This window comes from Shewanella sp. CG12_big_fil_rev_8_21_14_0_65_47_15 (assembly GCF_002783505.1).
Taxonomy (GTDB): Bacteria; Pseudomonadota; Gammaproteobacteria; order Enterobacterales; family Shewanellaceae; genus Shewanella.
The window spans coordinates 1-24,529 of the sequence record NZ_PFGL01000003.1 but is presented as its reverse complement, the minus strand read 5'-3'; the positions used below and the strand labels follow the sequence as shown (position 1 = coordinate 24,529).

At 47.6% G+C, this 24,529-nt stretch carries 27 protein-coding genes and 2 pseudogenes; 13 read left to right on the top strand and 16 right to left on the bottom strand.

The features are described from left to right. Positions 1-9 precede the first annotated feature (9 nt). Together COW15_RS01825 and COW15_RS01820 are read right to left on the bottom strand one after the other, a co-directional pair. Positions 10-222: a hypothetical protein gene (locus COW15_RS01825; protein ID WP_293629211.1), complete on the bottom strand. Its 213-nt coding sequence runs from the start codon at positions 220-222 to the stop codon at positions 10-12. After that, a pseudogene (locus tag COW15_RS01820) lies at positions 215-526 on the bottom strand (winged helix-turn-helix domain-containing protein); the annotation flags it as partial. The gene COW15_RS01825 and the pseudogene COW15_RS01820, both read right to left, overlap by 8 nt. 5 nt (positions 527-531) lie before the next feature. Between COW15_RS01820 and COW15_RS01815 the strand changes: the two are divergent. The 9 genes and pseudogenes from COW15_RS01815 to eco form a co-directional block, all read left to right on the top strand. Next, a pseudogene (locus tag COW15_RS01815) lies at positions 532-952 on the top strand (multicopper oxidase domain-containing protein); the annotation flags it as partial. A gap of 141 nt (positions 953-1,093) precedes the next feature. After that, positions 1,094-1,306: a cytochrome c gene (locus COW15_RS01810; protein ID WP_293629336.1), complete on the top strand. Its 213-nt coding sequence runs from the start codon at positions 1,094-1,096 to the stop codon at positions 1,304-1,306. Positions 1,307-1,374: 68 nt separating this feature from the next. Then, on the top strand, positions 1,375-3,699 hold the full coding sequence (locus COW15_RS01805) for a heavy metal translocating P-type ATPase (RefSeq protein ID WP_293629210.1): 2,325 nt from the start codon (positions 1,375-1,377) through the stop codon (positions 3,697-3,699). A 16-nt stretch (positions 3,700-3,715) separates the two neighbouring features. After that, entirely contained in the window at positions 3,716-4,069 is a 354-nt protein-coding gene (locus COW15_RS01800; protein WP_293629209.1) for a cupredoxin domain-containing protein, read from the top strand. Positions 4,070-4,158: 89 nt separating this feature from the next. Further along, complete coding sequence (locus tag COW15_RS01795; RefSeq protein ID WP_293629208.1) at positions 4,159-4,443, top strand: DUF2933 domain-containing protein; 285 nt, start codon at positions 4,159-4,161, stop codon at positions 4,441-4,443. Further along, positions 4,433-5,089, top strand: a complete 657-nt coding sequence (locus COW15_RS01790) for an isoprenylcysteine carboxylmethyltransferase family protein (protein ID WP_293629207.1) — start codon at positions 4,433-4,435, stop codon at positions 5,087-5,089. Before COW15_RS01795 ends, COW15_RS01790 begins: the two co-directional genes overlap by 11 nt. A gap of 16 nt (positions 5,090-5,105) precedes the next feature. Next, positions 5,106-5,549, top strand: a complete 444-nt coding sequence (locus tag COW15_RS01785; protein WP_293629206.1) for a hypothetical protein — start codon at positions 5,106-5,108, stop codon at positions 5,547-5,549. A gap of 55 nt (positions 5,550-5,604) precedes the next feature. Continuing rightward, entirely contained in the window at positions 5,605-5,853 is a 249-nt protein-coding gene (locus tag COW15_RS01780; protein WP_293629205.1) for a DUF5676 family membrane protein, read from the top strand. A gap of 241 nt (positions 5,854-6,094) precedes the next feature. Beyond that, positions 6,095-6,646 carry a serine protease inhibitor ecotin gene (eco, locus tag COW15_RS01775; protein ID WP_293629204.1) on the top strand — a complete coding sequence of 184 codons (552 nt, stop codon included), beginning with the start codon at positions 6,095-6,097 and terminating at the stop codon, positions 6,644-6,646. 79 nt (positions 6,647-6,725) lie between these two features. Here eco and COW15_RS01770 read toward each other — a convergent pair whose 3' ends face one another. The 3 genes from COW15_RS01770 to COW15_RS01760 all read right to left on the bottom strand — a co-directional run bounded on the left by COW15_RS01770 (position 6,726) and on the right by COW15_RS01760 (position 9,594). Next, positions 6,726-7,001 carry a hypothetical protein gene (locus tag COW15_RS01770; protein WP_198780017.1) on the bottom strand — a complete coding sequence of 92 codons (276 nt, stop codon included), beginning with the start codon at positions 6,999-7,001 and terminating at the stop codon, positions 6,726-6,728. 18 nt (positions 7,002-7,019) lie between these two features. After that, positions 7,020-9,002 carry a RecQ family ATP-dependent DNA helicase gene (locus COW15_RS01765; RefSeq protein ID WP_293629201.1) on the bottom strand — a complete coding sequence of 661 codons (1,983 nt, stop codon included), beginning with the start codon at positions 9,000-9,002 and terminating at the stop codon, positions 7,020-7,022. A gap of 268 nt (positions 9,003-9,270) precedes the next feature. After that, entirely contained in the window at positions 9,271-9,594 is a 324-nt protein-coding gene (locus tag COW15_RS01760) for a hypothetical protein (protein ID WP_293629199.1), read from the bottom strand. 259 nt (positions 9,595-9,853) lie between these two features. Here COW15_RS01760 and COW15_RS01755 point away from each other — a divergent pair, with 259 nt between their 5' ends. Then, the gene (locus COW15_RS01755) at positions 9,854-11,911 is read left to right on the top strand and encodes a PhoX family phosphatase (RefSeq protein ID WP_293629197.1); all 2,058 of its coding nucleotides are present in this window, start codon (positions 9,854-9,856) and stop codon (positions 11,909-11,911) included. Between the two features lie 118 nt (positions 11,912-12,029). Here COW15_RS01755 and COW15_RS01750 read toward each other — a convergent pair whose 3' ends face one another. Continuing rightward, a complete protein-coding gene (locus COW15_RS01750; RefSeq protein WP_293629195.1) occupies positions 12,030-12,794 on the bottom strand; it encodes a tRNA-uridine aminocarboxypropyltransferase in 765 nt (254 codons plus the stop codon). Between the two features lie 287 nt (positions 12,795-13,081). Here COW15_RS01750 and ampC point away from each other — a divergent pair, with 287 nt between their 5' ends. Next, positions 13,082-14,269, top strand: coding sequence for a class C beta-lactamase (gene ampC / locus COW15_RS01745; protein WP_293629193.1), 1,188 nt, complete (start codon positions 13,082-13,084; stop codon positions 14,267-14,269). A 63-nt stretch (positions 14,270-14,332) separates the two neighbouring features. Here ampC and pssA read toward each other — a convergent pair whose 3' ends face one another. Together pssA and COW15_RS01735 are read right to left on the bottom strand one after the other, a co-directional pair. After that, a complete protein-coding gene (gene pssA, locus COW15_RS01740) occupies positions 14,333-15,646 on the bottom strand; it encodes a CDP-diacylglycerol--serine O-phosphatidyltransferase (RefSeq protein ID WP_293629192.1) in 1,314 nt (437 codons plus the stop codon). Between the two features lie 12 nt (positions 15,647-15,658). Then, the gene (locus COW15_RS01735; protein ID WP_293629190.1) at positions 15,659-15,991 is read right to left on the bottom strand and encodes a DUF1904 domain-containing protein; all 333 of its coding nucleotides are present in this window, start codon (positions 15,989-15,991) and stop codon (positions 15,659-15,661) included. Between the two features lie 254 nt (positions 15,992-16,245). Between COW15_RS01735 and COW15_RS01730 the strand changes: the two genes are divergently transcribed. Together COW15_RS01730 and dacB are read left to right on the top strand one after the other, a co-directional pair. Further along, a complete protein-coding gene (locus COW15_RS01730; protein ID WP_293629188.1) occupies positions 16,246-16,422 on the top strand; it encodes a hypothetical protein in 177 nt (58 codons plus the stop codon). Between the two features lie 26 nt (positions 16,423-16,448). Further along, the gene (gene dacB, locus COW15_RS01725) at positions 16,449-17,942 is read left to right on the top strand and encodes a D-alanyl-D-alanine carboxypeptidase/D-alanyl-D-alanine-endopeptidase (protein ID WP_293629186.1); all 1,494 of its coding nucleotides are present in this window, start codon (positions 16,449-16,451) and stop codon (positions 17,940-17,942) included. Between the two features lie 73 nt (positions 17,943-18,015). Here the strand turns inward: dacB and COW15_RS01720 are convergent, their stop codons facing one another. From COW15_RS01720 to COW15_RS01685, 8 genes are all read right to left on the bottom strand, one after another. After that, positions 18,016-19,773, bottom strand: coding sequence for an acyl-CoA dehydrogenase family protein (locus COW15_RS01720; RefSeq protein WP_293629184.1), 1,758 nt, complete (start codon positions 19,771-19,773; stop codon positions 18,016-18,018). Positions 19,774-19,994: 221 nt separating this feature from the next. Then, the gene (locus COW15_RS01715) at positions 19,995-20,537 is read right to left on the bottom strand and encodes a DUF2058 domain-containing protein (protein WP_293629182.1); all 543 of its coding nucleotides are present in this window, start codon (positions 20,535-20,537) and stop codon (positions 19,995-19,997) included. A gap of 68 nt (positions 20,538-20,605) precedes the next feature. After that, positions 20,606-21,427 (bottom strand): SDR family oxidoreductase, encoded by an 822-nt coding sequence (locus COW15_RS01710; protein ID WP_293629180.1) that lies wholly within the window; start codon positions 21,425-21,427, stop codon positions 20,606-20,608. 51 nt (positions 21,428-21,478) lie between these two features. After that, the gene (pyrF, locus tag COW15_RS01705; RefSeq protein ID WP_293629179.1) at positions 21,479-22,174 is read right to left on the bottom strand and encodes an orotidine-5'-phosphate decarboxylase; all 696 of its coding nucleotides are present in this window, start codon (positions 22,172-22,174) and stop codon (positions 21,479-21,481) included. 43 nt (positions 22,175-22,217) lie between these two features. After that, positions 22,218-23,378, bottom strand: a complete 1,161-nt coding sequence (gene lapB / locus COW15_RS01700) for a lipopolysaccharide assembly protein LapB (RefSeq protein WP_293629177.1) — start codon at positions 23,376-23,378, stop codon at positions 22,218-22,220. A 1-nt stretch (position 23,379) separates the two neighbouring features. Next, positions 23,380-23,655 (bottom strand): lipopolysaccharide assembly protein LapA domain-containing protein, encoded by a 276-nt coding sequence (locus COW15_RS01695; protein ID WP_293629175.1) that lies wholly within the window; start codon positions 23,653-23,655, stop codon positions 23,380-23,382. A gap of 122 nt (positions 23,656-23,777) precedes the next feature. Beyond that, positions 23,778-24,065: an integration host factor subunit beta gene (ihfB, locus tag COW15_RS01690; RefSeq protein WP_007647758.1), complete on the bottom strand. Its 288-nt coding sequence runs from the start codon at positions 24,063-24,065 to the stop codon at positions 23,778-23,780. Positions 24,066-24,140: 75 nt separating this feature from the next. Then, a partial coding sequence (locus COW15_RS01685; protein ID WP_293629149.1) for a S1 RNA-binding domain-containing protein occupies positions 24,141-24,529 on the bottom strand: 389 nt, incomplete at its 5' end.

Genomic DNA, 24,529 nt, shown 5'->3' with positions numbered 1-24,529 from the left:
GGGAGGCGACTAGGGCAAATACTTAGGTTCCGGCTCGGCAGCAAGTAACACCCGCTCGATCGCGTGCGTGATCACCTGTAATTCTTCCGCATCCTGCTCGGCAAAGTGATGTTCGATGGCATTTTGCACTAAGTAGCTTATCAGTAACAGGCTTATTGCCAAAGCAACAAAGGCCATAACTCGCGTGGTGAGTAATATTGGATAAGTATGAAAGCTATACATTTTCTGCTTCCACATCCAGCTTGTAGCCCATCCCCCGAACCGTATGGATCAATTTCGGTTCAAAACCTTCGTCAACCTTGGCACGCAAGCGTCTGATCGCCACATCTATAACATTAGTGTCAGAATCAAAATTCATATCCCACACTTGGGACGCGATCCGTGAGCGTGGCAATACCTCGCTATGGTGACGAACTAACAGCTCAAGCAAACAAAACTCCTTATGACTGAGCGCAATTTTCTCCCCTCCCCGCAACACACGACGCCGGGGCAAATCTAGGATGAGATCAGCAACCTGAAGCCGATCAGCCATCACAAAAGGTACAACACGCCAGCACCGAATACGGCCCTTCAGTGGACATGCGCGTCGATATGCCGCGCACCAACTTGGACGATCCCGGTATAGGACTGAGAAATAATGATCGAAGGGTGCTGACACTGACTGATCTACGTTCCCGTGAAGGCATACTAACAGATCAACAGTCACCGATGCTGGAATTAGAACTGCGCCTGACAGGCAATATGGAGCGCTACACTTGGTCATTCGATGGCCTCGAATTCGGCCCCAGTACACCAGCGCACCAGTACATATGCCACATAACCAGCGCATTCGTGTCATTTTGCAAAACGATACCATGATGACTCACCCCATGATCTGAGCCGTTGGGTTTGGCATTGCCACCTGTTGTTTCATATGGATGCGGACATGTTTCGCGAGGTGGTAGTTTCGTGAAAATAGTGTCATGAGAAAAATTACCCGCACTAAAACTGTGCTAGCTTTTAGTATTGCAGTCGCCTTGTCTTGGTTTGTCACGCCATTGCAAGCCCAGGCTGAGATCGAGCCTGATGCCAAGCATGAGTTGCAAAGCGTAAAATCTCAGAATCCGGTGCGGATACCAGAGCCAGACGGTACTTCTGGGTCATCAAACACGGAGTCAAAGCCTCGGGTATGCCTACATGGGGGGCTGGACACGATGATGAACGCATCTGGAACATGGTGGCCTTTATCGACCGCCTATCGGAGTTGTCACCGCAGCAATACCAGATCTTGACCGCCCGAGGTGACCAAGAAACTGGGCACCATTAATGATACTGAGCCATGCTTAAACAAGAGATGTAAATAGCTGGCAACTAACACTTTGAGGAGTCTCAGTGATGAAACTAGAAACACAAGACTCAGCTTCACCTAGGCATGGCAAACACCAGCAGAGCCTATTCAACACAACACCCTCCTTAGAGTTAGTTATCCAAGGGGCTGGTTGTGCCAGTTGCATTGACAAGATCGAAACCGCGCTGCAGCAGGTGCCTGGAGTAACGAGTGCTGAAATGAATTTTGCCCAGCGCACTGTCCAAGTCACAGGAACCGCACCCGTGGCAAGCCTAGTGAAGGCCGTTGAACAGGCTGGCTACCAGGCCACAGCCGCTCAGATTGAAACAGGGGGCGAGAGTGGAAGTGAGCTAGGAGGCGATGCGCTGGATGAGAAGGAGAAGGCGGATCTCGCCTACTACCAGCGGCTGATGCGGGAGGTGACCTTGGCCCTGTCCTTGGGGGTGCCGCTGATGATCTATAGCCTGATGATAGGGGAGATGACGGTTAACACCATTACGGAACGCATTACCTGGCTCCTTGTTGGCCTACTCACCTTGGGCGTAATGACGTTTTCGGGCAAGCATTTCTATATCGGTGCCTGGAAATCCTTACAGCACCATAGCGCCAATATGGATACCCTGATAGCCCTAGGAACGGGCACGGCTTGGGTCTATTCCATGCTGGTAGTATTTGTCCCCCATCTACTGCCTGAAATGACACGCCACGTGTATTTCGAGGCGACGGCGATGATCATAGGCTTGGTCGATCTGGGGCTAGCACTGGAGCTCAAGGCCCGCGGCCGCACTTCGGAAGCGATAAAACGCCTGATAGGATTACAGCCGAAGACAGCGCGGGTGATCCGCAGTGAGAAGGAGCTGGATATCGCCATCGAACAGGTCCTTATCGACGACAAGGTACGGGTCCGGCCCGGCGAGAAAATTCCGGTCGATGGCGACGTTATTGAGGGTCATACCTCAGTCGATGAATCCATGTTAACCGGTGAGCCCATGCCTGTAGAAAAGAAACTAGGCGATATCCTGGCCGCCGGCACCATCAACAAGACAGGTTCCATCATCTTCAAGGCAACCCGCGTCGGCAAAGACACGGCGCTGGCGCAAATCATCAATATGGTCAAACGAGCACAAAATTCCAAGCCGCCTATTGGTCGGCTGGCGGATGTGATCTCGGCGTACTTTGTGCCTGTGGTGATGATAGTCGCCATCGTCAGTGCCCTGATCTGGTTGAACCTTGGCCCCGAGCCCGCAGTGGCCCTCGCCATGGTATCGGCCACGACTGTACTCATCATCGCCTGCCCATGTGCTCTGGGGTTGGCCACTCCCATGTCCGTCATGGTTGGGATCGGCAAGGCGGCAGAGGCTGGCGTGTTGATCCGCAATGGCGAAGCGCTGCAAACCGCATCGAAAATCACTGCCATGATCTTGGATAAGACTGGCACTATCACCCTGGGCGCACCCAAGGTTACCGATATCGTCCTCGCAGGTGCTGTTGGCGAAGCGCGGGTATTACAACTGGCCGCCAGCCTCGAATCGGGTTCGGAGCACCCGTTGGCACAGGCGATTGTCGATACGGCGCAGGAACGGGGCATCGAGCTTCTGAATGTCAGTCAATTCAATGCCATTGCTGGCCATGGGGTTGAAGCCAGCGTCGACGGCCGAATGTTACTCTTTGGCAATGAAAAACTGATGAATGATCGCAATATAACCTTGGGCTCTCTAGTCGACAAGGCACAGCAATTAGCTCTGGATGCCAAGACACCCATGTACTTCGCCGTGGATGGCATCTTTGCGGCCATCATAGCCGTGGCAGACCCAATAAAAGACGATTCCATCGCCGCGATTAAACGGTTGCAAAAAAACGGCATCCGAGTAGTCATGTTGACTGGTGACAATCGCGACACCGCCAGAGCCGTTGCTGCCAAGTCCGGCATCACTGAATTTTTTGCCGAAGTGTTACCACAGGAGAAATCCCAAAAAGTGCAGCAACTGCAAATGCAGGGTGAGATTGTGGGCATGACTGGGGATGGCATCAATGACGCGCCTGCGCTGGCGATGGCAAATGTCGGCTTTGCAATAGGCACGGGGACAGATGTGGCCATCGAAAGCGCCGATATCACCCTGATGCGCGGCTCCCTGCATGGGCTGGCCGATGCGATTGCGATCAGCAAGGCCACCCTTCGAAATATCAAACAAAACCTGTTCGGCGCCTTTATCTACAACGTGGCGGGAGTACCGTTTGCAGCCGGAGTCTTATACCCATTTTTTGACCTGTTGCTGAGCCCAGTGATCGCTGGCGCGGCGATGGCATTTTCATCCTTGACCGTGGTGACCAATGCCAACCGCCTGCGCCTATTTAAAGCTCAGGAACATTAAGCGTGAGGAGAGCATTATGTTAATAGTGAATATCGCCGGCATATTGCTGATTGCACTTATCATCTGGTGGTTCTGGCTGTACCGGCCCAAGGAAACTGCGCTTGAAGAAGATAATATGACAATTCTGGTGGAAAACGGTATCTACCAGCCCTCCAGGATTAAAATGCACGTCAACCAAGCCACCCGTTTGCAGTTTATCCGTAAAGACGCTTCGCCCTGCGCTGAAACCTTGGTGTTTCCCGAACTGGAGATCAGCGAGACCCTGCCTTTGAATAAAGCCAAGTTGATTGCATTACCAGCATTACCAGCGGGCGTCTATCGCTTCCATTGCCAGATGCAAATGTACTGTGGCGAATTGCATGTCGAGTGACCGAACGATGATTTTAAAGACGTCATGGGACTAATAAAGAAGAGATAGATAGTGTCTGATGATAACGAGTTAACCTTTAGAGGTGGATCATGGCTAAACAACGGTGTTCATTTTGGTCCACACCGCAGGGTTGGGCCGCCATAGGTATGATAGCTGCGGTAAGTTACTTCCTCTTTATGGAGCATAGGCAGCATTTATTTGAGTTCCTACCCTTGCTGATTTTATTGGCCTGTCCTTTGATGCACGTTTTCATGCACCATGGGCACAGGCATGAACACCTTGACCGACAGGTTAACGATGATCCCCATGGGGCAGATAAAGATGGGAGCCACTTAGATCCTAAGAGTAACCGGGAGAATGATGATGCACGATGAATCTGCCTATGGCTTGTGGTCACTGGTGATCTTGAATTCAGCCATCTTTATCTTCTTCGCCTTCAGCTTTGTTAAACCTAGGACCACATCGGACTGGCGCGGCCTCGGTGCCTTCTCGGCATTTATCGTCGCACTCTTTACCGAGATGTATGGCTTCCCATTGAGTATCTATTTCCTCTCCGGTTGGCTTACCAAGCACTATCCCGATGTGGATTTCTTTTCCCATGACAACGGTCACCTGCTACATACCCTGCTTGGCTTCGAAGGCAACCCCCATTGGGATCCACTACATATTGTCAGCAACCTGCTCATTGTCATGGGTTTCATTTTATTGTCCTCCGCCTGGAGTGTATTGCATAAGGCGCAGCAAACACGAACCCTAGCCAGTACAGGTTGGTACGCCCGCTGCCGGCATCCGCAATACCTCGCATTTATTCTGATCATGTTTGGCTTCCTACTTCAATGGCCAACCCTACCCACCCTAGTGTTGTTCCCCATCTTGGTGCTGATGTATGTGCGTCTGGCCAGGCACGAAGAACAACTGGCATTGGCAGAATTTGGTGATGAATATGGCGCCTATATGCACCAAACACCAGCATGGATCCCAAAAATAAAACTCGACAGTTCTGCAAAAAAACCTGAATGAAACTGAGGAAAAAACCATGAAAAAACTGATTAATGCAATCGTCATCTCATCCCTACTAGCATCACCAGTTGTGTTAGCGGTCGTTGAACAGCCGCAGGCTCGTTCGCAAGGTGGCGATATGGCAATGGAGATGATGAGCCAAGATCAAATGACGGTAATGCATGAGCATATGCAGGCCATGCAGTCTTTGATGAACAACATCAAACAGGAGAAGAACCCGGAAAAACATCGGGAGTTGATGCAACAGCATTGGGAGGCCATGCAAAAAGGCATGCATATGATGAATGACGGCATGATGGGGAAACAAGCGGGAACGGGCATGAAAAATCAACAAGAGACGGGAAAGAATATACCTGATATGGACATGGATAAGCGCATGGGCATGATGGAGCAGCATATGGGCATGATGCAGATGATGATGGAGCAAATGATGGAACACGACGCGCAGAAGTCTCAATAGCGAGCCATCACAGTGAAAACTAATACTGAGTCTAAGATAATTTAAGGAGATATCTATGAAAATCAATGCAACCAAATTTGGCTTAGCAACCGCCCTCACCTTTGCCATATTCTGGCTCATTTGTAGTCTGTTGGTATGGCTGCTGCCTTCACTGATGATGGACATGACGGGTCATATGATCCATGGTAACTGGTCACAAATGGGTTGGCAGTTATCTGTAAGTGGCGTTTTTATGGGGCTGATAAGTTGGTCTGTATTGGCAGGGGTGTTTGGCTGGTTACTGGCGACTATCTACAACAAATGATACAGCTGTGCAGCCTTACATAAAGTAAGATTAATAAAACGCCCACTATATAAATACTCCAGTCTGTAGTGCTTTTATTTTCTGAATAAAATCAGTATATTGATTTTTATTGGTCATTTTTATGATTGGCACAAAAAGATTAACCCTTTTTAAATTCACATCCGTTTATAGGAATAGAAACGTGACAAGGGGTTGGATTGGTCAACCTATTGTCGAATAATTGGATCGACAAGGAGAAAATATGAAACAGACCCATTTATTGGCCGCTGCAGTCTTGCCTTTGACCTTTGCCCTATTGTCTTTTAATGCTGCCGCCGTGAGCCCACCGCCCCCTACAGGATTAAATGCGCCTATGATCAGTGTTTCTAGCTTCAACTCAGTGAACTATGTCGAACAGGAAGTCACTAAAATGTTCCCTGCACCTAAGCAAGGAATGGTTCAACATATTTTAACTTTGCCCACCCTAGAGAACGAGGACGATTATCTCGTTGAAATTCAAATTGGTCAGACTCAGTTAGTTGACTGCAACAAGCATGGGCTAAGTGGCGAACTAAAAGAATTGACGGTAAAAGGTTGGGGATACAACTACTACCAAGTCGATGAGGTTTCCCAAGGGCCAAGCACTATGATGGCATGCTTTGAAATGGCGAAGAAGGAAGCCTTTGTGCGGATCCCTGGTGAATTAAAAATGCGCTACGACAGTCGGTTACCTAAGGTTTTTTACCTGCCAGCAGGCACAGAATTACGCTTTAGAACCTGGAAAGTTGATTCCACATATCAGTATGCTAAATAAGCTGCTTACGGCTCAGGTTTAGCTCAAATGCCCTTCGGATCGTCACTACATTAAACAGCAACGATCCGAAGAGCATCACTTAGAATCGTTTAATTCTAACCACTTGCATAATTTCGATTTCGAAACCCGCCACCATTTCGGTGTCAGGATAATACACCAGGCTCACCTTCTGCCCCTGTAAATCCTTGTACTTTTTTACCCGTCGAAACTTAAAGGGCACATCACAATCATCCACCATGATGGTATGTTGTATCCATTCACCCTTCTCTCTCTGGGTATGGGACAGTACCGTTACGCCTTCCGAATGAACTAATCGCTCATGCTTGGCGAGCATCTTTTTTACAGCCTTATTCATGTTCGATCCTTTGCTATCTTAGCGCGTCACCAGCGACGACACTTTCTGTTTTATCTCCGCATATCTTAATTTTTCACAACGACCAAAGCCCTCGAGTTTACGGAGCTGTAATCGACTAAACAGGGGAACGACCATCCCCGCAAGGAAGCGGCATTGGGTATCAAGGGACACAGGAGCCTCGTCTTTCGCTTGCACTTGGTGCTGTAACTTCTGTAGATCTGCGAGGATCTGGCTTTCCTGTGGCCAAACGGGCGCCACCGAAAAGGACAACTTCGCTATTTGCCCACGACACACACTGCAATGACCACAGCACTTAGGTGCTGCATTATCGTCAAAATAGCGCGATAAATTGTAACTTAGACATGTCTCTAACTCGAAAAAGCGTACTAATTGAGCAATTCGTTGAATTTCTTTATGTTCCTTTTCAACGAAATACCCATAAAGTTCATCCACTAATGATGGATTTGCTAAGGCTATCTCATTAACCTGATACACATCCGTAATCCGCTTAGTTTCAAGCTCAATCAGTTGCTGATCCGCGAGGTATTCTAGCGCCGCTAAAACGCGACCGCGCTCGCTACCTGTAGCCTCATAAAGCGCATTAAAATCTAATATGCCCCAGATCCGCTTCATTTGTGTGTAGGTGAATATTTGTGATAAAAACGCCTGTCGATCAGGATTAAACCTTTGCAAAATTTCCGATGGCTCAACAATAAAGCGATAGCTGACGTCGGCGTAGTAGGCATAAAGGGGTTTTATCACACCATAGATTTCGAGCTGAACTAGCAGGGTTTTAAGCGGTAGCTGGCGAATATTGCTCGCATTAGATAAGGTATTTAATTGCAGTTCCCAGCGTGCAGCATGCTGTTCTTGCTTAATATTTTCAATCAAATATTCAATGGACTCACGTTCAGGTGTATCACCATAAACAAAGTTTTCCACCGTATTCATTCCATCAAGATTTGCCAAGGTCACACAGTGGGAAAGTAAACCATCACGACCCGCTCGGCCAATTTCTTGGCTGTAATTCTCAATAGATTTAGGCAAGTCATAGTGGATAACAAAGCGAATATTGCTTTTATCAATCCCCATGCCGAAGGCAATTGTCGCAACGACTACCTGAATGCGATCCTGCATAAAATCGTTTTGGATCTGTTGACGTTTCATATCCTCAAACCCAGCATGGTATGCACTTGCGATTATTCCCTTGCTGCACAGGGCCTTTGCCACCGCTTCGGCGGTGGATTGCAAGGTGACATACACAATCCCAGCACCGGAAAAGCGACTAATCTCCTGATGAAGCCGTGTGACCTTATCTTGGCTGGTGACTGGCAGCACATTCAAATCGAGATTGGCGCGGTAAAACCCCGTTTGCACTATATGCTCAGGCGCAATATCAAACCGCATCGCCATATCTAATTTTACTTTTCGCGTGGCCGTTGCAGTTAACAGCAAGACTAAGGGGATATTTAATTCTCGACGATAATCGGGCAACTTTAGGTAATCTGGCCGAAAATTATGCCCCCATTCTGAAATACAGTGCGCCTCGTCGACGACTAACATTGAAATGGCAACCGACTGGATAAACTGTCGAAAACGTTCATTTTTAAAGCGCTCAACGGACACCATTAAAATTTTTAAGCGGCCAGCTCGCGCGTCCATCATCACCTGTTTGCTCTGCTCGGCATTTAAGGTCGAATCAATACTCGCCGCGGCAATACCCTTGGCCCGTAAAAACGCGAGTTGATCTTTCATTAATGCCAGTAGCGGAGAGATGACTAATGTGAGCTGGGGTAACTGCATGGCAGTAAATTGATAACAAAGGGATTTTCCTGAACCTGTCGGGAAAATTGCCAAACTGGAGTCGCCCGCCAACAACTGAGAAATGGTTTCAACTTGCCCACTACGAAATGCAGTAAAACCAAATTGCCGCTGCAATAATGAGGCATAGTGAGCACCATCAGCACTGTGGGCCTGAAGTGTTTGGGTGGAATGAACCATGGACAACCCCTTTGCTCTATTGGGGCTCAATCACCGAAGCCTAAAACGAGCTAACATTGAAATCTGTGGGTTAGTCTACCAAATTATGCTCGACTTTACGGACTTAATTACACCCCATTGCTGATAGTGAATGCCAAAACCGCTAATATTCATCACGTTTCAGTTAATACTCTAACCATAAATGGTTTGCGATACACTAGATATAACTAAATAATATCAATATGTTATGATTTTAACGAGGCCAACAACCATTACCTGAGATAGTGTCCTACTTTCTTGCAAGGTAAAGAGTGATGAGTGAGGTTAACTTATCTTGAAAACGCTCTTCAAATGCGTCTATATCTCGGCCGATTAAGGCAAAATACTGCGTCGCCTGAGCATGCGAGAGTAATTTATTTGCCACGCTGTACTGCATTTCCTCTAAGGTTTTATCGTACCTTGGCGTAAGGATCCAAGTAGCAATATCCACATCAAAATGCTGCATTGCCCTTTGTGCCAACGCACAAAAAGCTTCTATATGCTCGCGGCCATCGGGTCCAAGACAACCGGGTTCCACTCGGCATAATACGGCAATTTTCCTCTCAACCGACATAATTTTTTCCCTAAAATAATGGCATTGCGATCGGTACCGCAACCTGCACTCTAAAGAGTTTACGTGACCGAAAAAATAAGTCACGTACAACCTTAATCTTGATGAAATTTAAGATTATTTTTAGCCATTTGCATCATTAACATCAAAAAGTTTAGTCCACTTTTGTCGCTTTTTTGTCATACAAACTCGGCTTTATTGTCATATTGCTATGACAGGCTAAGGCTCGATTTTAAATCCGACCATTTAACTGGAGTGCAATATGAGCAAGGCCACCTTTGACCCGACACTTTATAATAAAAGCAATAATGAACCCTTTAACCAAGTGTTGGATAAACATTTATCCCGTCGTAACTTTGTTAAAGGCGGGCTCGGTATTAGCGCCATGACCGCCTTTGCTGGTATAGGTTTAACGGGCTGTGGCTCTGATAATGCCTCAACACCCAACCCCGTCGATCCTGTTGTACCCGTTCCTCCAACAAAAAGCAGTGCAAAACTGAATTTCACCTCAGTTGCCGGTTCTCGCTTAGATGCGGTTGTCGTGCCAGAAGGTTACACAGCGCAGGTGTTAGCACCTTGGGGCACGCCATTAAACGCAAAAGCGGCGCCATGGAAAGCCGATGGCAGTAACACGGCCGATGACCAAGCCAACTCAGTGGGCATGCACCACGATGGTATGCACTTCTTCCCATTAAATGATACGGGTGATGACGGCCTGCTCTGCATTAACCATGAATACATTGACGAAGATGCTTTGCACCCTACGGGCCAGACGTTTGACCCCACTTCTGGTCTTCGCACTGTTATCGATGAAGTGCGCAAAGAAATTAACGCCCACGGCGTATCGGTTGTGCGTATAAAACTGATGAATAATCAATGGGAAGTTGTCAGTAATGATGGCCATAACCGTCGATTCACTGGCGCGACTGTGATGGATATCAGCGGTCCTCTGGCCTACTCTTCGCTACTCGAAACCCGCTACTCTCCCGATGGCAGCCAAGCTCGCGGCACCTTAAATAACTGCGGCAATGGCTACACGCCTTGGGGCACTTACCTGACCTGTGAAGAAAATTGGCCTGGCTATTTTGCTAACCGTGGTAGCTTAACCGCCGATCAGAGTCGCATCGGGATCAGTAAAACCAGCACACGTTATGGCTGGGACGATCTTGCCGGTCACGATGAAGAACGCCTCGATGAATTTGCCCGTTTCGATGTCACGCCAAAGGGCGCAAGTGCGCAGGATGACTACCGTAACGAAGCAAACGGCCACGGTTATATTGTCGAAATTGACCCGTACAATGCCACATCTCGCGCGGTAAAACGTACCGCCCTTGGTCGTTTCCGTCATGAGGGTTGTACCTTTGGCAAATTGACCGAAGGCAAGCCAGTCGTGTTCTATTCTGGCCATGATTCTCAATTCGAATACCTCTATAAATTTGTTTCTTCAGCGGCCTGGGATGCAAAGGATACCGACAGCAGCAACCGCCTGCAAACGGGTGATAAGTACATGAATGAAGGGACCTTATACGTCGCTAAATTCAATGAAAATGGTGGCGGTATTTGGTTACCTTTGACTCTAGATGGCCAAACCACAGACGGCAAAACCTTAGGCGATAGCTTCGCAACTTTGGCCGAGATTATTTTAAACACCGCGGGTGCAGCGGATTTAGTCGGCGCAACACCTATGGACCGACCTGAGTGGTGCGCGGTCGATCCGTTCACAGGCTCAGTTTATTTGACCCTGACCAACAACTCGAAACGTACCGAAGCGAATCCTGCCAACCCAAGACTTAAAAACTACTTTGGCCATATTATTCGTTGGGATGAAGGCGATAAAGACACTGAATTTACATGGGATATTTTTGTTTTTGGATCACCCAGTGATGGCAATGCTGAGACCAACTTGTCAGGCTTAACCGATCTTAATCAATTTGCCAGCCCAGATGGGTTAGCCTTTGATGAACGCGGTATCTTGTGGGTTCAAACCGACAACGGTGCCAAGGAAGTTACCGAAGAAACTAACGATCAAATGCTCGCAATAGTACCTTCAACTCTGGTGGATGGCCAAGAGAAACAAGTAGGCGTAACGGCCAATAATCAAATGGAATTAAAGCGTTTCTTTGTCGGTCCCAACGACTGTGAAGTAACAGGTTTTGCCATTAGCCCTGATTACACTTCGGTATTTGCTAACATTCAGCATCCCGGTAACTGGCCTTATTCGTCCAATGCCGCTGAACAAACGCCAACTGGAGTCACATTACGTCCTCGCGCCGCCACTGTGGTTATTCGCAAATTAGATGGCAAAGAAGTCGCCGTATAAGCAAAATGTTTGTGCATGGGTCCTCTTAATCTAGAGTCCCCATAAGCTAATTGCTACACGTAACAAATCCCCTCTCAGTAGGGGATTTTTATATGACTGGATTGATTATCAAAAAAGATTAACTTGTACGGCCACTCGCCTGTTCAAAGGCAAGCTCGAAGGCATCGGTAAAATCTGTGATCGGCAAAAGATCTTCCCGGCAACGGCGATTACGCCCCAGTAAAGATGATTCAACAAACAAATCAAACCATGCACTTAAGGCTTTAGCATTAGCCGCCTCGCCAATCGCTCCTAAAGCCAAGGATGCGACCTCGGCGGTGCCTAGCTGAAAATCATGGCTACCCTTACGCAGTGCATAGGTTGCCAAGGTATCGGGATCGAATGATAGCATTGGCAACGAATGCAAGTATGGACTCTTACGGAAGATCTTAATCGCTTCACGCCAGCTACCATCGAGCATGATTAGCAGCGGCCGTTTACCTTCGGCTAACGTCGATATCGGCACTTGGTTCAGTACCGTTTGTCCCTGCTCCGCATATTGGGCCGGAAACACTAAATAGGGCTGATATTGCGGAGAATCGAGCAAGGCAAGTAATGCCGCTTCGGGTTCAGTGCGCGACCAAATATAGGCGTGCGTGTCAGGGATAAGATCCGCAATCAAGCGCCCGCTGTTAGTTGGTTTTAGCACTTCATCGTTATACATGATCAGCAGGAAACTGGCTTGAGTCTGTAACTGACGGCGCAGCGCACAGGTACAGAACTGCTCACCTAATAGGCATAATGGACAGCGGATCAGTTTTTTACCACGGGCACCAAAGGGCTTAGTCGATAGAGACTTACGGTACTGATATAAATGGTGCACTGCATGTGGGGTTAAAGCCATAAAACCAATTCTCTTTCAAACTTATTAGGGATTGCCGCTAAGTTATTCAGCTCTTTCCTCTCGCGGTGGCGCAGTTTATCCCTTGGCCGTAAAGGGTGCAACAGCTGTAATACCAAACTCAATGTCAGCACATTGCATTTAACACTGGATTAGCGAGGTTAACGTTTTAGTTACCTCCTGAGGGAAAATAATGCTAAATATCAGTAAGGGCTTAACTTAACGGGGAATTGCCGTAATATCGTGTTCAATCTGGACTCCATAAATGCAATTTAGATAAAAGGTAAACTATGCAACGACATACCCTGCTCGCCTCCATGCCGTTATTAAGCGGCGTACTGCTCACTGCAACGCTATTTTCTAATGTCACGACGGCCCAAACGGTTCATACCAGAGACATCCAATCAATTGTAGATACCGCAGTCAAACCTCTGATGGCCGAATATGGTATTCCCGGCGCAGCGATTGGCATCACCCTTGATGGAAAACAGTATTTTTACCAATATGGCGTCAGTTCTAAAACCACAGGGCAAAGTGTGACTGAACATACCCTGTTCGAGATTGGCTCTATCAGTAAAACCTTTACCGCGACACTGGCGAACTACGCACAAATCGAAGGCAAGTTAACCCTCACGGATATGACCAGTGATTATGTTCCTGCATTAAAAGGCAGCCATTTTGACGAGATTAGTCTCATCAATTTAGCGACTCACACTGCGGGAGATCTGCCGATGCAAGTGCCCGACAAGGTCACGAATAACGCGGAATTAATGGATTATCTTAAGCATTGGCAACCGTCATTTGCCGCAGGGACGCACAGGAATTACGCCAATCCTAGCATTGGCCTGCTAGGCATGATTGCCGCACAGAGTTTAAATAAAACGTTTCAACAAGCACTTGAGCAAATGCTATTTCCGCAATTGGGTATGACCAGCAGCTATATCCAGGTTCCGAGCAGCAAAATGGCCGATTATGCCCAAGGTTACAATAAGCAAGACATGCCAGTGCGGGTTAATCCCGGCGTATTAGCCGATGAAGCCTATGGCGTAAAAACCACAGCCACGGATCTGCTGCATTTTGTGGAGGCTAATATGCAAATGCACCCGCTGGCTAAACCACTGCAAAAGGCACTCGATGAGACCCACACCGGATACTTTGATGTCGGCATGATGACCCAGGATATGATTTGGGAGCATTACTCCTATCCTATTGATCTTGATAAAATACTTATGGGGCATACTCAGGAAGTGGTGTTTGGCAGTACGCCAGTTAAACCCATAGTGCCGCCCCTTGGGCCGCAGTCAAATGTATGGATCAATAAAACCGGCTCAACCGGTGGTTTTGCAGCCTATGTCGCCTTTATTCCCGCACAAAAGCTTGGGATCGTCTTACTAAGCAATAAAAACTATCCCGTACCACCACGGGTTGAAGTCGGTTATCAAATCCTAACGGGGATAAGCAAGCTGCAACAGGAATAACCCGTACGGCTTAAAGACAACAAAGCCCACAAATCTGTGGGCTTTTTATTAGGCAAAATTTGACTAGAGAATACGCCGCAGTAAAAAATCCGCTTTTAACCTTCTGATCCGAGTCATGATTTTTTTCACCGGTGCAGGATAGCTTTGCAGCGTATCCACTTGGCTGTAGTGATATAACCGCTGTGTGTGTTCAAGTATATGTGCCTGTTCGGCTTCAAATTGCGCTTTCCAGCAGGCGGTTTCATCGTGGATCAACAGGCCATTTTCCAAATCCAGTGCCCACGCCCTAGGATTAAGATTGGAACCTGTGATCAAATGCTTTTTACCGTCGGCACTGATCCCTTTAAGGTGATAACTGTTGATGCCGTGCTTCCACAAATGAATATTCAACTGGCCATTGTCGATTGCCCATTGTTGGCGCTTAGCAAACTTACGCAGAGATTGCTCGTACATATAGGGCAGCGCCCCAATGGTCGAGAAGTCCTGCTCTGGCGGAATATAAAAATCGTTCGCCGTCTTATCGCCGACCACGATATCGATACGCTTGCCATTGCGTAAATGCTTAGCTAAGGCGCGCACTAAAATGTAAGGGGGATTGAAATATGGTGTGCAGATAAATAACGAGTCCTTAGACTCCTCGACTAAAGCAACCACCACTTTATTCAGGAGGTTTTTCTTGCGACCTAATCCGAGCAAAGGCGTGATCCGATTGCCACTGCGGATGGATGCAAACTCGTATTCCGCCTCCGATAAACGCAATTTAAAGCTACGCACATCGTTTTTGGGCGGCAGCACTTCCTGCTGCGCATCTTGGGTGAGTGAAGCAACCGCGGGATCGGCAATAATATAACGCTGGATCATCGCCCGCATACTGCGCGCCAATTCGGCCGACTCAATCACATGGTAGCGGTCGAAACGATATTTCTCACTTTGTTGTAAGTAAATATTGTTAAGACTAGCGCCGCTGTAAATCACCGCATCATCGATAATAAAGCCCTTAAGGTGCAGTACGCCCATAAATTCACGGGATTTAACTGGCACTCCCATAATATCGATAGGATATTCAGCCCCGGCCATAACGCGGCGATACATAAGATAATTACCGCTATCGCCTTTATGACCAATCAGGCCACGTCTTGCCCGGTGAAAATCAACGAGGATCTTAACATCTAATGCGGGATTTTGCGCTTTAGCGGCCATCAAGGCCTGTAAAATCTCCCGTCCTGCTTCGTCATCTTCTAAATAGAGCGCGGCAATATAAATACTCTTTTGAGCCTTTTCGATGCGAGCGAGTAACTCTGCCTTAAATCGGCATGGCGTGAGCAACCACGTTAAAGCCTCGGGTTGAACGGCTATTCCACCAAGCTTATCTAGCAAGGCAATCCTCCTTTATACATGCTGACCACCCCGATAGGAAGTACTTGGGGTCAGTGACAAAAACATCACAGCAATATGAGTTAATTCTGGATAGGCCTCTGTCACTGCCAGCCTGATCGTTTGTTCTACTTTGAGATGGATATCAGGGTCAACCGGAAACCAGAGTAACTCGACTTGGACGAAACGTTGATCAATTTTCCCATTACGGTAACTGATGCTGGGGATCCAATCTAATGTGAAACTCTCTGCATTACCTTTACATATCGCCGCCAAAGCCTGCAGTAATGCTTGGCTAAACTCTGCAACGACTGCCTGGGGTAAGCCGCGCATACTAATATGAGGCATGGTTTAGTTATTACCTGAGATCCTAAAATCGTAAGGGGTAGAAATTACCGACTTCACTGCGTCTCGGCAAGACTTTTCGACTAAAAGCTCCGTTAAACCTAACGGTTTTGCTGGTAATTTGACCTGAAACGATTTAATGCCGAAGTTAATGGGCAAAAGTGGCGCGATTGTGGCTAAAATAACCTTAGCATACAAGCTAGCGTAAACTAAAGCGCCTATGGTTACTCAGACCGATACTATGAATGATAGAGACTATGAATAAAAAAATTCTGCTCACACTCGCACTGACGCTTATCTTGGCTTGGGGGATTTTTCATTTCAAAACCCAACTCGGATTATTGATCCTGCCACTGTTTATTGGTTTAGTGTTATTTGTCACCTTAAGGCTGTATCGTCTTATGGAGAAAGATGATGGAAATAATGAACATTAACTTCGGTACTCAGGCTAAACCCTCACATGTATAGCTTACCCAAAACAACGCTTTACATTAGCTTGTTACTAGCAGCCCTAGGTTTGCAAGCCGAGCCTAGTCCCCCTGAAAACTCGGCCCTCTTTGCTAAACAAATGGCAGACATCAGTCCGCGCCATTCACAAACCGCAGTGATAGCGCTCGATTTAGCCAGCAATCAACTCATTTACAGCCATCAGCCAGATACCTTATTGATCCCCGCCAGCACACAAAAAGTACTGACGGCAGTCACGGCCATGGCGACACTTGGCCCAGAGTTCCGTTATGTCACCGAACTGTGGAGCGATGCCCCCATTCGCCATGGCCATATCGCGGGCAGTGTTTATTTACGTTTTAATGGCGATCCCACGTTAACGCAGGCAGATCTTAAGGGCATTTTTGCGAGTTTAGTCAAACAGGGGATCACTCGCATCGAGGGCCACTTATATTTGATTGGCGATAAACAGGAACAACTTCAAGCACCGGGCTGGGTATGGGACGATTTAGGCATTTGTTTTGCGGCACCCGTCTCTAGCTATATTATCAACCAAAATTGCGTTTACGGTCAGTTCATCCCGAGCAGTGCCACACAAACTGCTCGGGTCAAACTCCGTGCTGCCAGTTATGGGGTCAAAGTGAGTAGCGATGCCGTATTCGACCAACAGGCCAATCGCGATTTTTGTCAGCTCGATCTCGTGCGCCTAGGGCAGAACCAGTATCATTTACGTGGCTGCTATCCTGGCAGTGAAGCCATTCCCCTCGCTATCGCCGTGAGCGATCCTGAGAAATTTGCCAAGGATACACTCAGCGCCATGCTTAAGGGCGAAGTGACGGTTGCAGGCAAAGTACAGATCGGGGAGCATATTCCACAAAAAGCAAAACTGATTGCCAGCCATAGCTCAGCCCCCTTACCTGAATTGCTCACGACTATGCTGCTTAAATCGGATAATTTGATCGCCGATAGTCTGTTTAAGCAAGTGGGCAAAACCTATTATCGCACCCAAGGTAGTTTTACCCATGGCGCCGCGGCAATGAAGCACATTCTAACTGATTTAGGCGTCGATTTATCGAGTGCCAATATCGTCGATGGTTCAGGCCTCTCACGGTATAACCTATTGAATGCTAGGCAGCTCGCCGATGTACTCAGTCTAATGCACAGGGATACACGTTTCAGTGGGCTCATTGCGAGTCTGCCCCAGGCGGGCGTGAGTGGTACTCTTAAATATCGCCAAGGCTATACCAAGCCGCCCCTGAAAAACCTTATCTTCGCCAAAACAGGGTCAATGCAGGGAGTGGCAAATTTAGCGGGTTTTATGCGTTTACCGCAGCAACAGGACATTTTATTTGTGGTGCTCGAAAATGGTATGGCTCCAGAGCCTAACAAACCGAATAAGCCCGCCTTTAGCGCCGATTTCCTCACCACACTGTTAAGAGAAATCCCCCCGGCACAGGTAAACACCGCGAGCCAAACCGATGCTAAAACCATGAAGCTGAGCCATTAGCGACCGCGGCTATCGCCAATGACACAATAAAAAAACACTGATTACTCAGTGCTTTTTATGAATGGATGAAAAATTAGAACAAGACCGCAGGCATCGCCATAGTGCTTGTATCTCCAGCCCTCACCTGGGCTAAATGATAATCGGCTTTAGGCAGTAACTTATCAAAATAGAACTTAGCCAAATAGGCTTTCTGCTCGGCGAACGCTTTATCTTCATGGGCAGCGACCTTATCGACCATAGCCAACCAGTAGAAACCATACAGGGTGTAGCCAAAAGCATCTAAAAAGTCGACCGCGCAGGCATTGATAAGCGCAGGCTGAGCGACTTTGTGCTCATTAATCGACTCAGCGACTATGACTAAGGCATCTAAACGCGCACATACTGCCGCCACTTTCACCGCATCAACCTGGGTAAATGCCCGCATTTGTGTTTTCAAGTCAGCGACAAATTCATTTAATGCGGCAAGATTATCACCCGTGACTTTACGACCGAGGAAATCGATGGCTTGAATGCCATTGGTGCCTTCATAAATCTGCGCGATACGGGTATCACGGACTAATTGCTCAATGCCCGTTTCACGAATATAACCATGACCACCAAAGACTTGCTGCGCCATGATCGTCGCATCAAGACCGCGGTCGGTTAAGAATGCCTTGGCTACTGGCGTTAATAGACCCACATAGCGCGCTGCTTTAGCTTTCACTTCCTCTTGGGCATATTTTGCTAGATCCAGCTGTTGTCCCGTAAACACAGACAAAGCACGGCCCGCCTCTGTCATCGCTCGAATGGTCAACAACATACGGCGCACATCACCGTGGACGATAATAGGATCGGAATCGCTGCCCGTCGGTGAGCCACCGGCGGCAACGCCTTGATTACGCTCTTTAGCATAATCTGCTGCCATCTGATACGCCGCCTGAGCACTGCCCAGCCCTTGAATACCAATCGCTAAACGCTCGTAGTTCATCATAGTGAACATGCACACTAGGCCGCGATTGGGCTCGCCAATCAAGAAACCTTGGGCATTATCAAAGTTCATCACACAGGTTGCTGAACCTTTAAGGCCCATCTTGTGCTCGATTGAACCCACTGATACCCCATTGGCATTGGCTAAGCTACCATCGGTATTCAGCGATATCTTAGGCACTAGGAAGAGTGAAATGCCTTTACTCTCCGGTAGCTTGGCAAGCACTAAGTGGATGACGTTTTCAGTTAAATCGTGATCGCCACCCGTGATAAAAATCTTGCTGCCCGTGATGGCATAACTACCATCATCCTGCGGCAAGGCGCGGGTGCGAATATTACGCAGATCTGAACCCGCTTGTGGCTCTGTCATATCCATAGCACCCGCCCATTCGCCGGAATATAACTTAGGCAAATAAGTTTGTTTCAATACTTCGCTACCGTGGGCATTGATACATAACGCCGCACCCGCAGTTAACGAGCCATAAAGCGTAAACGCATTACAGGCACTGTAGGCCATTTCGTCGACTAATACGCCGAGCATTTTGGGCATACCCATGCCGCCAAATTCAGGATCGCCACATAAACCAACCCAACCACCCTGGGAATACTGATCATATACCGCTTTATAACCATCGGGGGTAATCACTTGATTATCTTGATGCAACACGCCCTGCTCATCGCCCGTCCGGTTCAGTGGATGGATCAACTCACTGCTGATCTTGGCTGCTTCTTCAAGAATGGCATTGGCCGTGTCGATATCGACCATTTCAGCAATCTCAGACAATTGTGCCCAAGTGTTAGGGGCATCAAATACCTGTTCCAGTAGGAAACGCATATCCGTTAACGGGGCTTGATAAGGGTTCATTGGTAGACTCTTAAACGTAGGATTAAAACAGTTGTTTTAATTTATACGAGTTCGCTGTAGAAAACAATCTCATTACAAATACAGCCGCGAATAATATGGAGGTACGTGAGCAAAGTATAAATTCAACCCATAAAAAAACCCTTAAGCTTTAACTTAAGGGTCTCTATTTTATAAGCTTTACCACAGGATTGTCGTAGCGTTGGCTCACAGGTCTGTGGTAATTACCACATTAAATCATCAGGGATCGCATAATCTGCATAGGGATCATCTTCAACCACCACAGCTTTAGATTCATCCTGTTGCCACAGATAACCACACCACTGCGGCACCAGCAGTTTGACCCGTTCGGCTAACTTATGGGGCACTAAGTAACTCTTATCTTCGTAACGCACTATACCTAACTGCCCTTTGAGCAATTCAGCCTGTAGTTTTTCATCTATGTACAAAGAATAGATTTTATTATCAAGGGTATAGTTAAACTTCACTTCGGCATAAACTGGGATCTTAATCGCAGACTTAGTAAACTCAGTGATTAAACCGCGCACCTGTCCACGCTCGGATGCCTCGGCAAACCTTTGCTCGTTCAGCGCTTTATCTTTTTCGGCCTGCAACCGTTTTTGCTCGGCCACTTCTTGCTTAAAAGCACTTGAGCCATCGTCTACTCGGGATTTTTTGTCACGGCGTTTTTGGGTCTTAACGTCGCGAACCTTTTGTTTACTGGCAAGCCCTGCTTTGAGTAGCTGCTCTTGTAATGCATTAGCCATGGATCATACCTAATTAATTTCTATAAAATCAAAGTGTTAAATTTTAATGTCAATAATCTAAAACTAAACTACATTTTTGCGGCCAATTCGCCAAGCTCTGTCATCGCAATACTGGCGCCGCCAAGGGACCAACCGCCATCAACCGGCAACACAACTCCTGTAATATAGGACGCCAATTCTGAGCCTAAGAATAATGCGGCATTGGCGATATCCTGGCCTGTACCGTTGCGTTTTAATGGAACGGACTGGGCAACTTTCTGCTGTAGTGCGCTGCTGGGCGCAAGGCGATTAAAGCCTTCAGTGTTTGCTATGGGGCCAGGCATAATCGAATTAATCCTCAACCCTTCACAACCCCACTCTAACGCTAAGGTTCGCGTCAGCATATCAACACCCGCTTTCGCCGCACACACATGCACTTGCATTGGCATAGCAATCGAAGCCTGCGGCGCCGAAATCTGAATAATATTACCATTGGGACGACGCAGCAAAGGATACGCCTGCTTTAACACTTGAAAACTGCCGAGCAAATCAATGTCCATCACCGACTTAAAACCATTGGCCGAAAGCTTTGCCGCGCTGGCGGGGAAATTACCCGCCGCGCCACTGACTAACACATCGATAAAACCAAACTCGGAAGCGATGTTATCAAAACCGACTTCGAGGGCGCTAAGATCGCGCACATCGAAGCTCACCCCTAAATGAATACCGTCAGGATTGGCCTGTTGCAACTGCAATACTGCGGCATCAATTTTATCTTGGCTGCGGCTTGCGACAGCGACATTGGCGCCAGCCTGCGCGAACGCAATGGCAATCGCGAGATTTATCCCACTGGTGCCACCGACAACGACAACATTCTTACCTTGATAGTTAAACATCGTAGCATTAAACATAGGCGTTCTCCGTGAACTGTGAGATATGCACTCTAGGGGTGATTTATTATTCTATGCCAATGATTGGTGGATCGCTTGCAATGCCGCTAACGGATCGGCGGCTTTGGTGATGGGACGGCCAATCACAAGATAATCTGAACCCGCAGCAATCGCCTCTGGCGGCGTCATCACCCGGTGTTGATCGCCAGCATCACTGCCCACAGGGCGGATCCCCGGCGTCACTAGCTTGAAATCTTTGCCTAATAGTGATTTTAGCGCTGTCGCTTCTTGGGCAGAGCACACTACACCATCGAGGCCTGCTTGTTTAGTCAGCTTAGCTAAACGCTGAACATGTTCAAAGACAGGGACATTAATCCCAATCAACCTCAAATCGTCGTCACTCATGGAGGTCAATACCGTCACGGCAATTAACATAGGCGCTTGGTCACCATAGGGCTGCAAAGCCTTTTTTGCCGCTTCCATCATGGCTAAGCCACCGCTGGCATGCACGTTGGTCATCCACACACCTAGCTCAGCGGCAGCCGCTACGGCTTTAGCGACCGTATTGGGAATATCGTGAAACTTCAAATCGAGGAACAAATCAAAACCGCGATCATGGATATCTTTCACCAATTGCGGGCCAAACAGGGTAAACATTTCTTTGCCGACTTTAAGGCGGCACATGTTGGGATCGAGTTTGTCTATCAGTTGTAAAGCGTGGTTTTTATTATCGTAATCAAGCGCTACGAGGATAGGTTTAGTCGTCATCATCTCTCCAACGGGGTTACACTAACTAGGTATTTCAAAAAGGTTATTCGCCGTCTAAGCCTCTGATCCGTTTAATACTGCCCCAGTGTTTACAGGAAGGACAATGCCAGTAAAGCGCATGGGAAGGAAAACCACACTCCTTACAACGGTAGCTTGGACGGAATTTAATTTGTTGCTCAACCAGCTGCTCTAGCATAGTTAAACTTTGCTTAGCCTGCCCTTCTTCGGCCTGACGCAAATGCATCTGCATCAGATGCTGAAAGCCTTTCATCGTCGGATGGCGATACAGTGCATCGAGTACCATATTTTCAGCGGCTTTTAGCTCATCAAGACTGATCATATGTTGGGCAAGCGCCACCACCACGGATGCGCCAGCGCCTTCAGCCATAGCGCCCACCAGTAATTCCTGATAGCCCTCTTTATCTTGGGTATCGCGGTACACTTGTTTCGCCGTCGGCAGGGCATCGGCAAAGAGTTCAATATCCGCTTTCTTGAGTGCCGCTAACATGGCTTTACATTGTAGGTAATCTTGAATATCGAGGAATTTTCTGGCGAGTGTGAGTAAAGCCCGGCCACACTTAGGATCTTGTTTGAGTGCTTGCTGCAGCAGTTTAATCTTCTCTACATCATCATTGGCTTCATCGGCGAGCTGACAATAAAAGTGGGCTATGATGGGCTTTAACGTCTGCTGGCGTTTACGGCTTAAACGCTTAGTGATATCGATAGCTTTTTGCCATTCCTTAATCACTTGATAGATAGCGATTAGCTGGGTTTCAGACTCTTCACTGTGATCGTCTTGGCTGACTAAATTAATAAAAATTTCCTCTGCGCGGTCGTAAAATCCCGCCGCCAAATAATCTTTGCCCAGTTCCATCATGGCAATATCGCGCTGCTCATTGGTGAGCGTTGGCCTAGCGATCAGATTTTGGTGGATACGGATGGAACGGTCGACCTCGCCTCGCTTACGAAACAGCGAACCGAGTGACAGATGGGTATCTATGGTTTCATCGTCCACATCGAGCATACTGATAAACAAGTCGACCGCTTTGTCTGACTCGTTCGACAACAGGAAATTAAGGCCAGTGAAATAATCACGGCTTAGTTGCTTACGCTGATTAGTTTGATTTTGCCTTATGCTCCGCCGCCCCATATACCAACCGTAACCGGCAGCAATGGGGAGCAACAGAAAGAGGATCTCAAGCATATTAGGCGTCTACGTCCGGGGGCATTTTAGCAAGTTGCACATTTAACTTTTTTTGGGTTGCCGCTAAAGTCAGTTTCAGTCTCACAATATAATAGCAAGCAAATAACCAACTCAGCATAAAGCCAGCAAAGAAAACGATCGCTAATACTACGGGTAGACGATATTCACCTTGGGCCACAAAATAGCTAATAGTTACAAGCTGTTCGTTACGCGCGCCAAAGATTAACGCCAGAATAAATAACAGTGCCACAAGGACAGTCACCATAAAAGATTTCACGCTGCACTCCCTAAACGCGTTTCAATTTTCTGATTATCCAAGAAATTCACTGGGCTGACCAGCTTTGCCTTACAATAGATACAAAAAAGCCCCCTAACGGAGGCTTTTCACTATGCGGTCAATCACACATTAACGGCGTCAACGCGCTCGCGCAGTTCTTTGCCTGGCTTAAAGTGCGGGACGTATTTGCCTTCCAATTCGACAGATGAACCTGTCTTTGGATTGCGGCCAGTACGCGGCGCACGATAATGAAGCGAGAAACTACCAAAGCCACGGATCTCAATACGATCACCGCTTTCTAATGTTGTTGCCATTTGCTCCAACATCTCTTTGATTGCACTTTCAACTTCCTTCGCCGACAGCTGCGACTGCCTGGTGGCGAGTTTTTCGATCAGTTCGGATTTTGTCATCCTAGCTATCCCCTATTATCAAGCCAAACACAGTCACCTATAAAGGGTGGCGAACCACCCTTTAACAACAGGCGATTATTTGCGAGCTGCTTTAAACGCTTCAGCCATTGCATTACTAATAACAGCGTCTTCTTGTTTATTCAAGGTCGCCATTACTTCTTTTTCTTCAGCTTCGTCTTTCGCTTTGATTGACAGGCTGATAGAACGGTTCTTACGGTCAACACCCATGAACTTAGCTTCGATAGCGTCACCTACATTGTAAACAGTAGATGCATCTTCGATGCGCTCACGGCTGATGTCAGCTACACGGATGTAACCTTCAACAGTGTCAGCCAGTTCCACAGTCACACCTTTAGCATCAACAGCAGAAACAGTACCGTTTACGATAGTACCTTTCTTCTTGTCAGCTAAATAAGCGTTGAATGGATCGTCTTCAGTTTGCTTAACACCTAAGCTGATGCGCT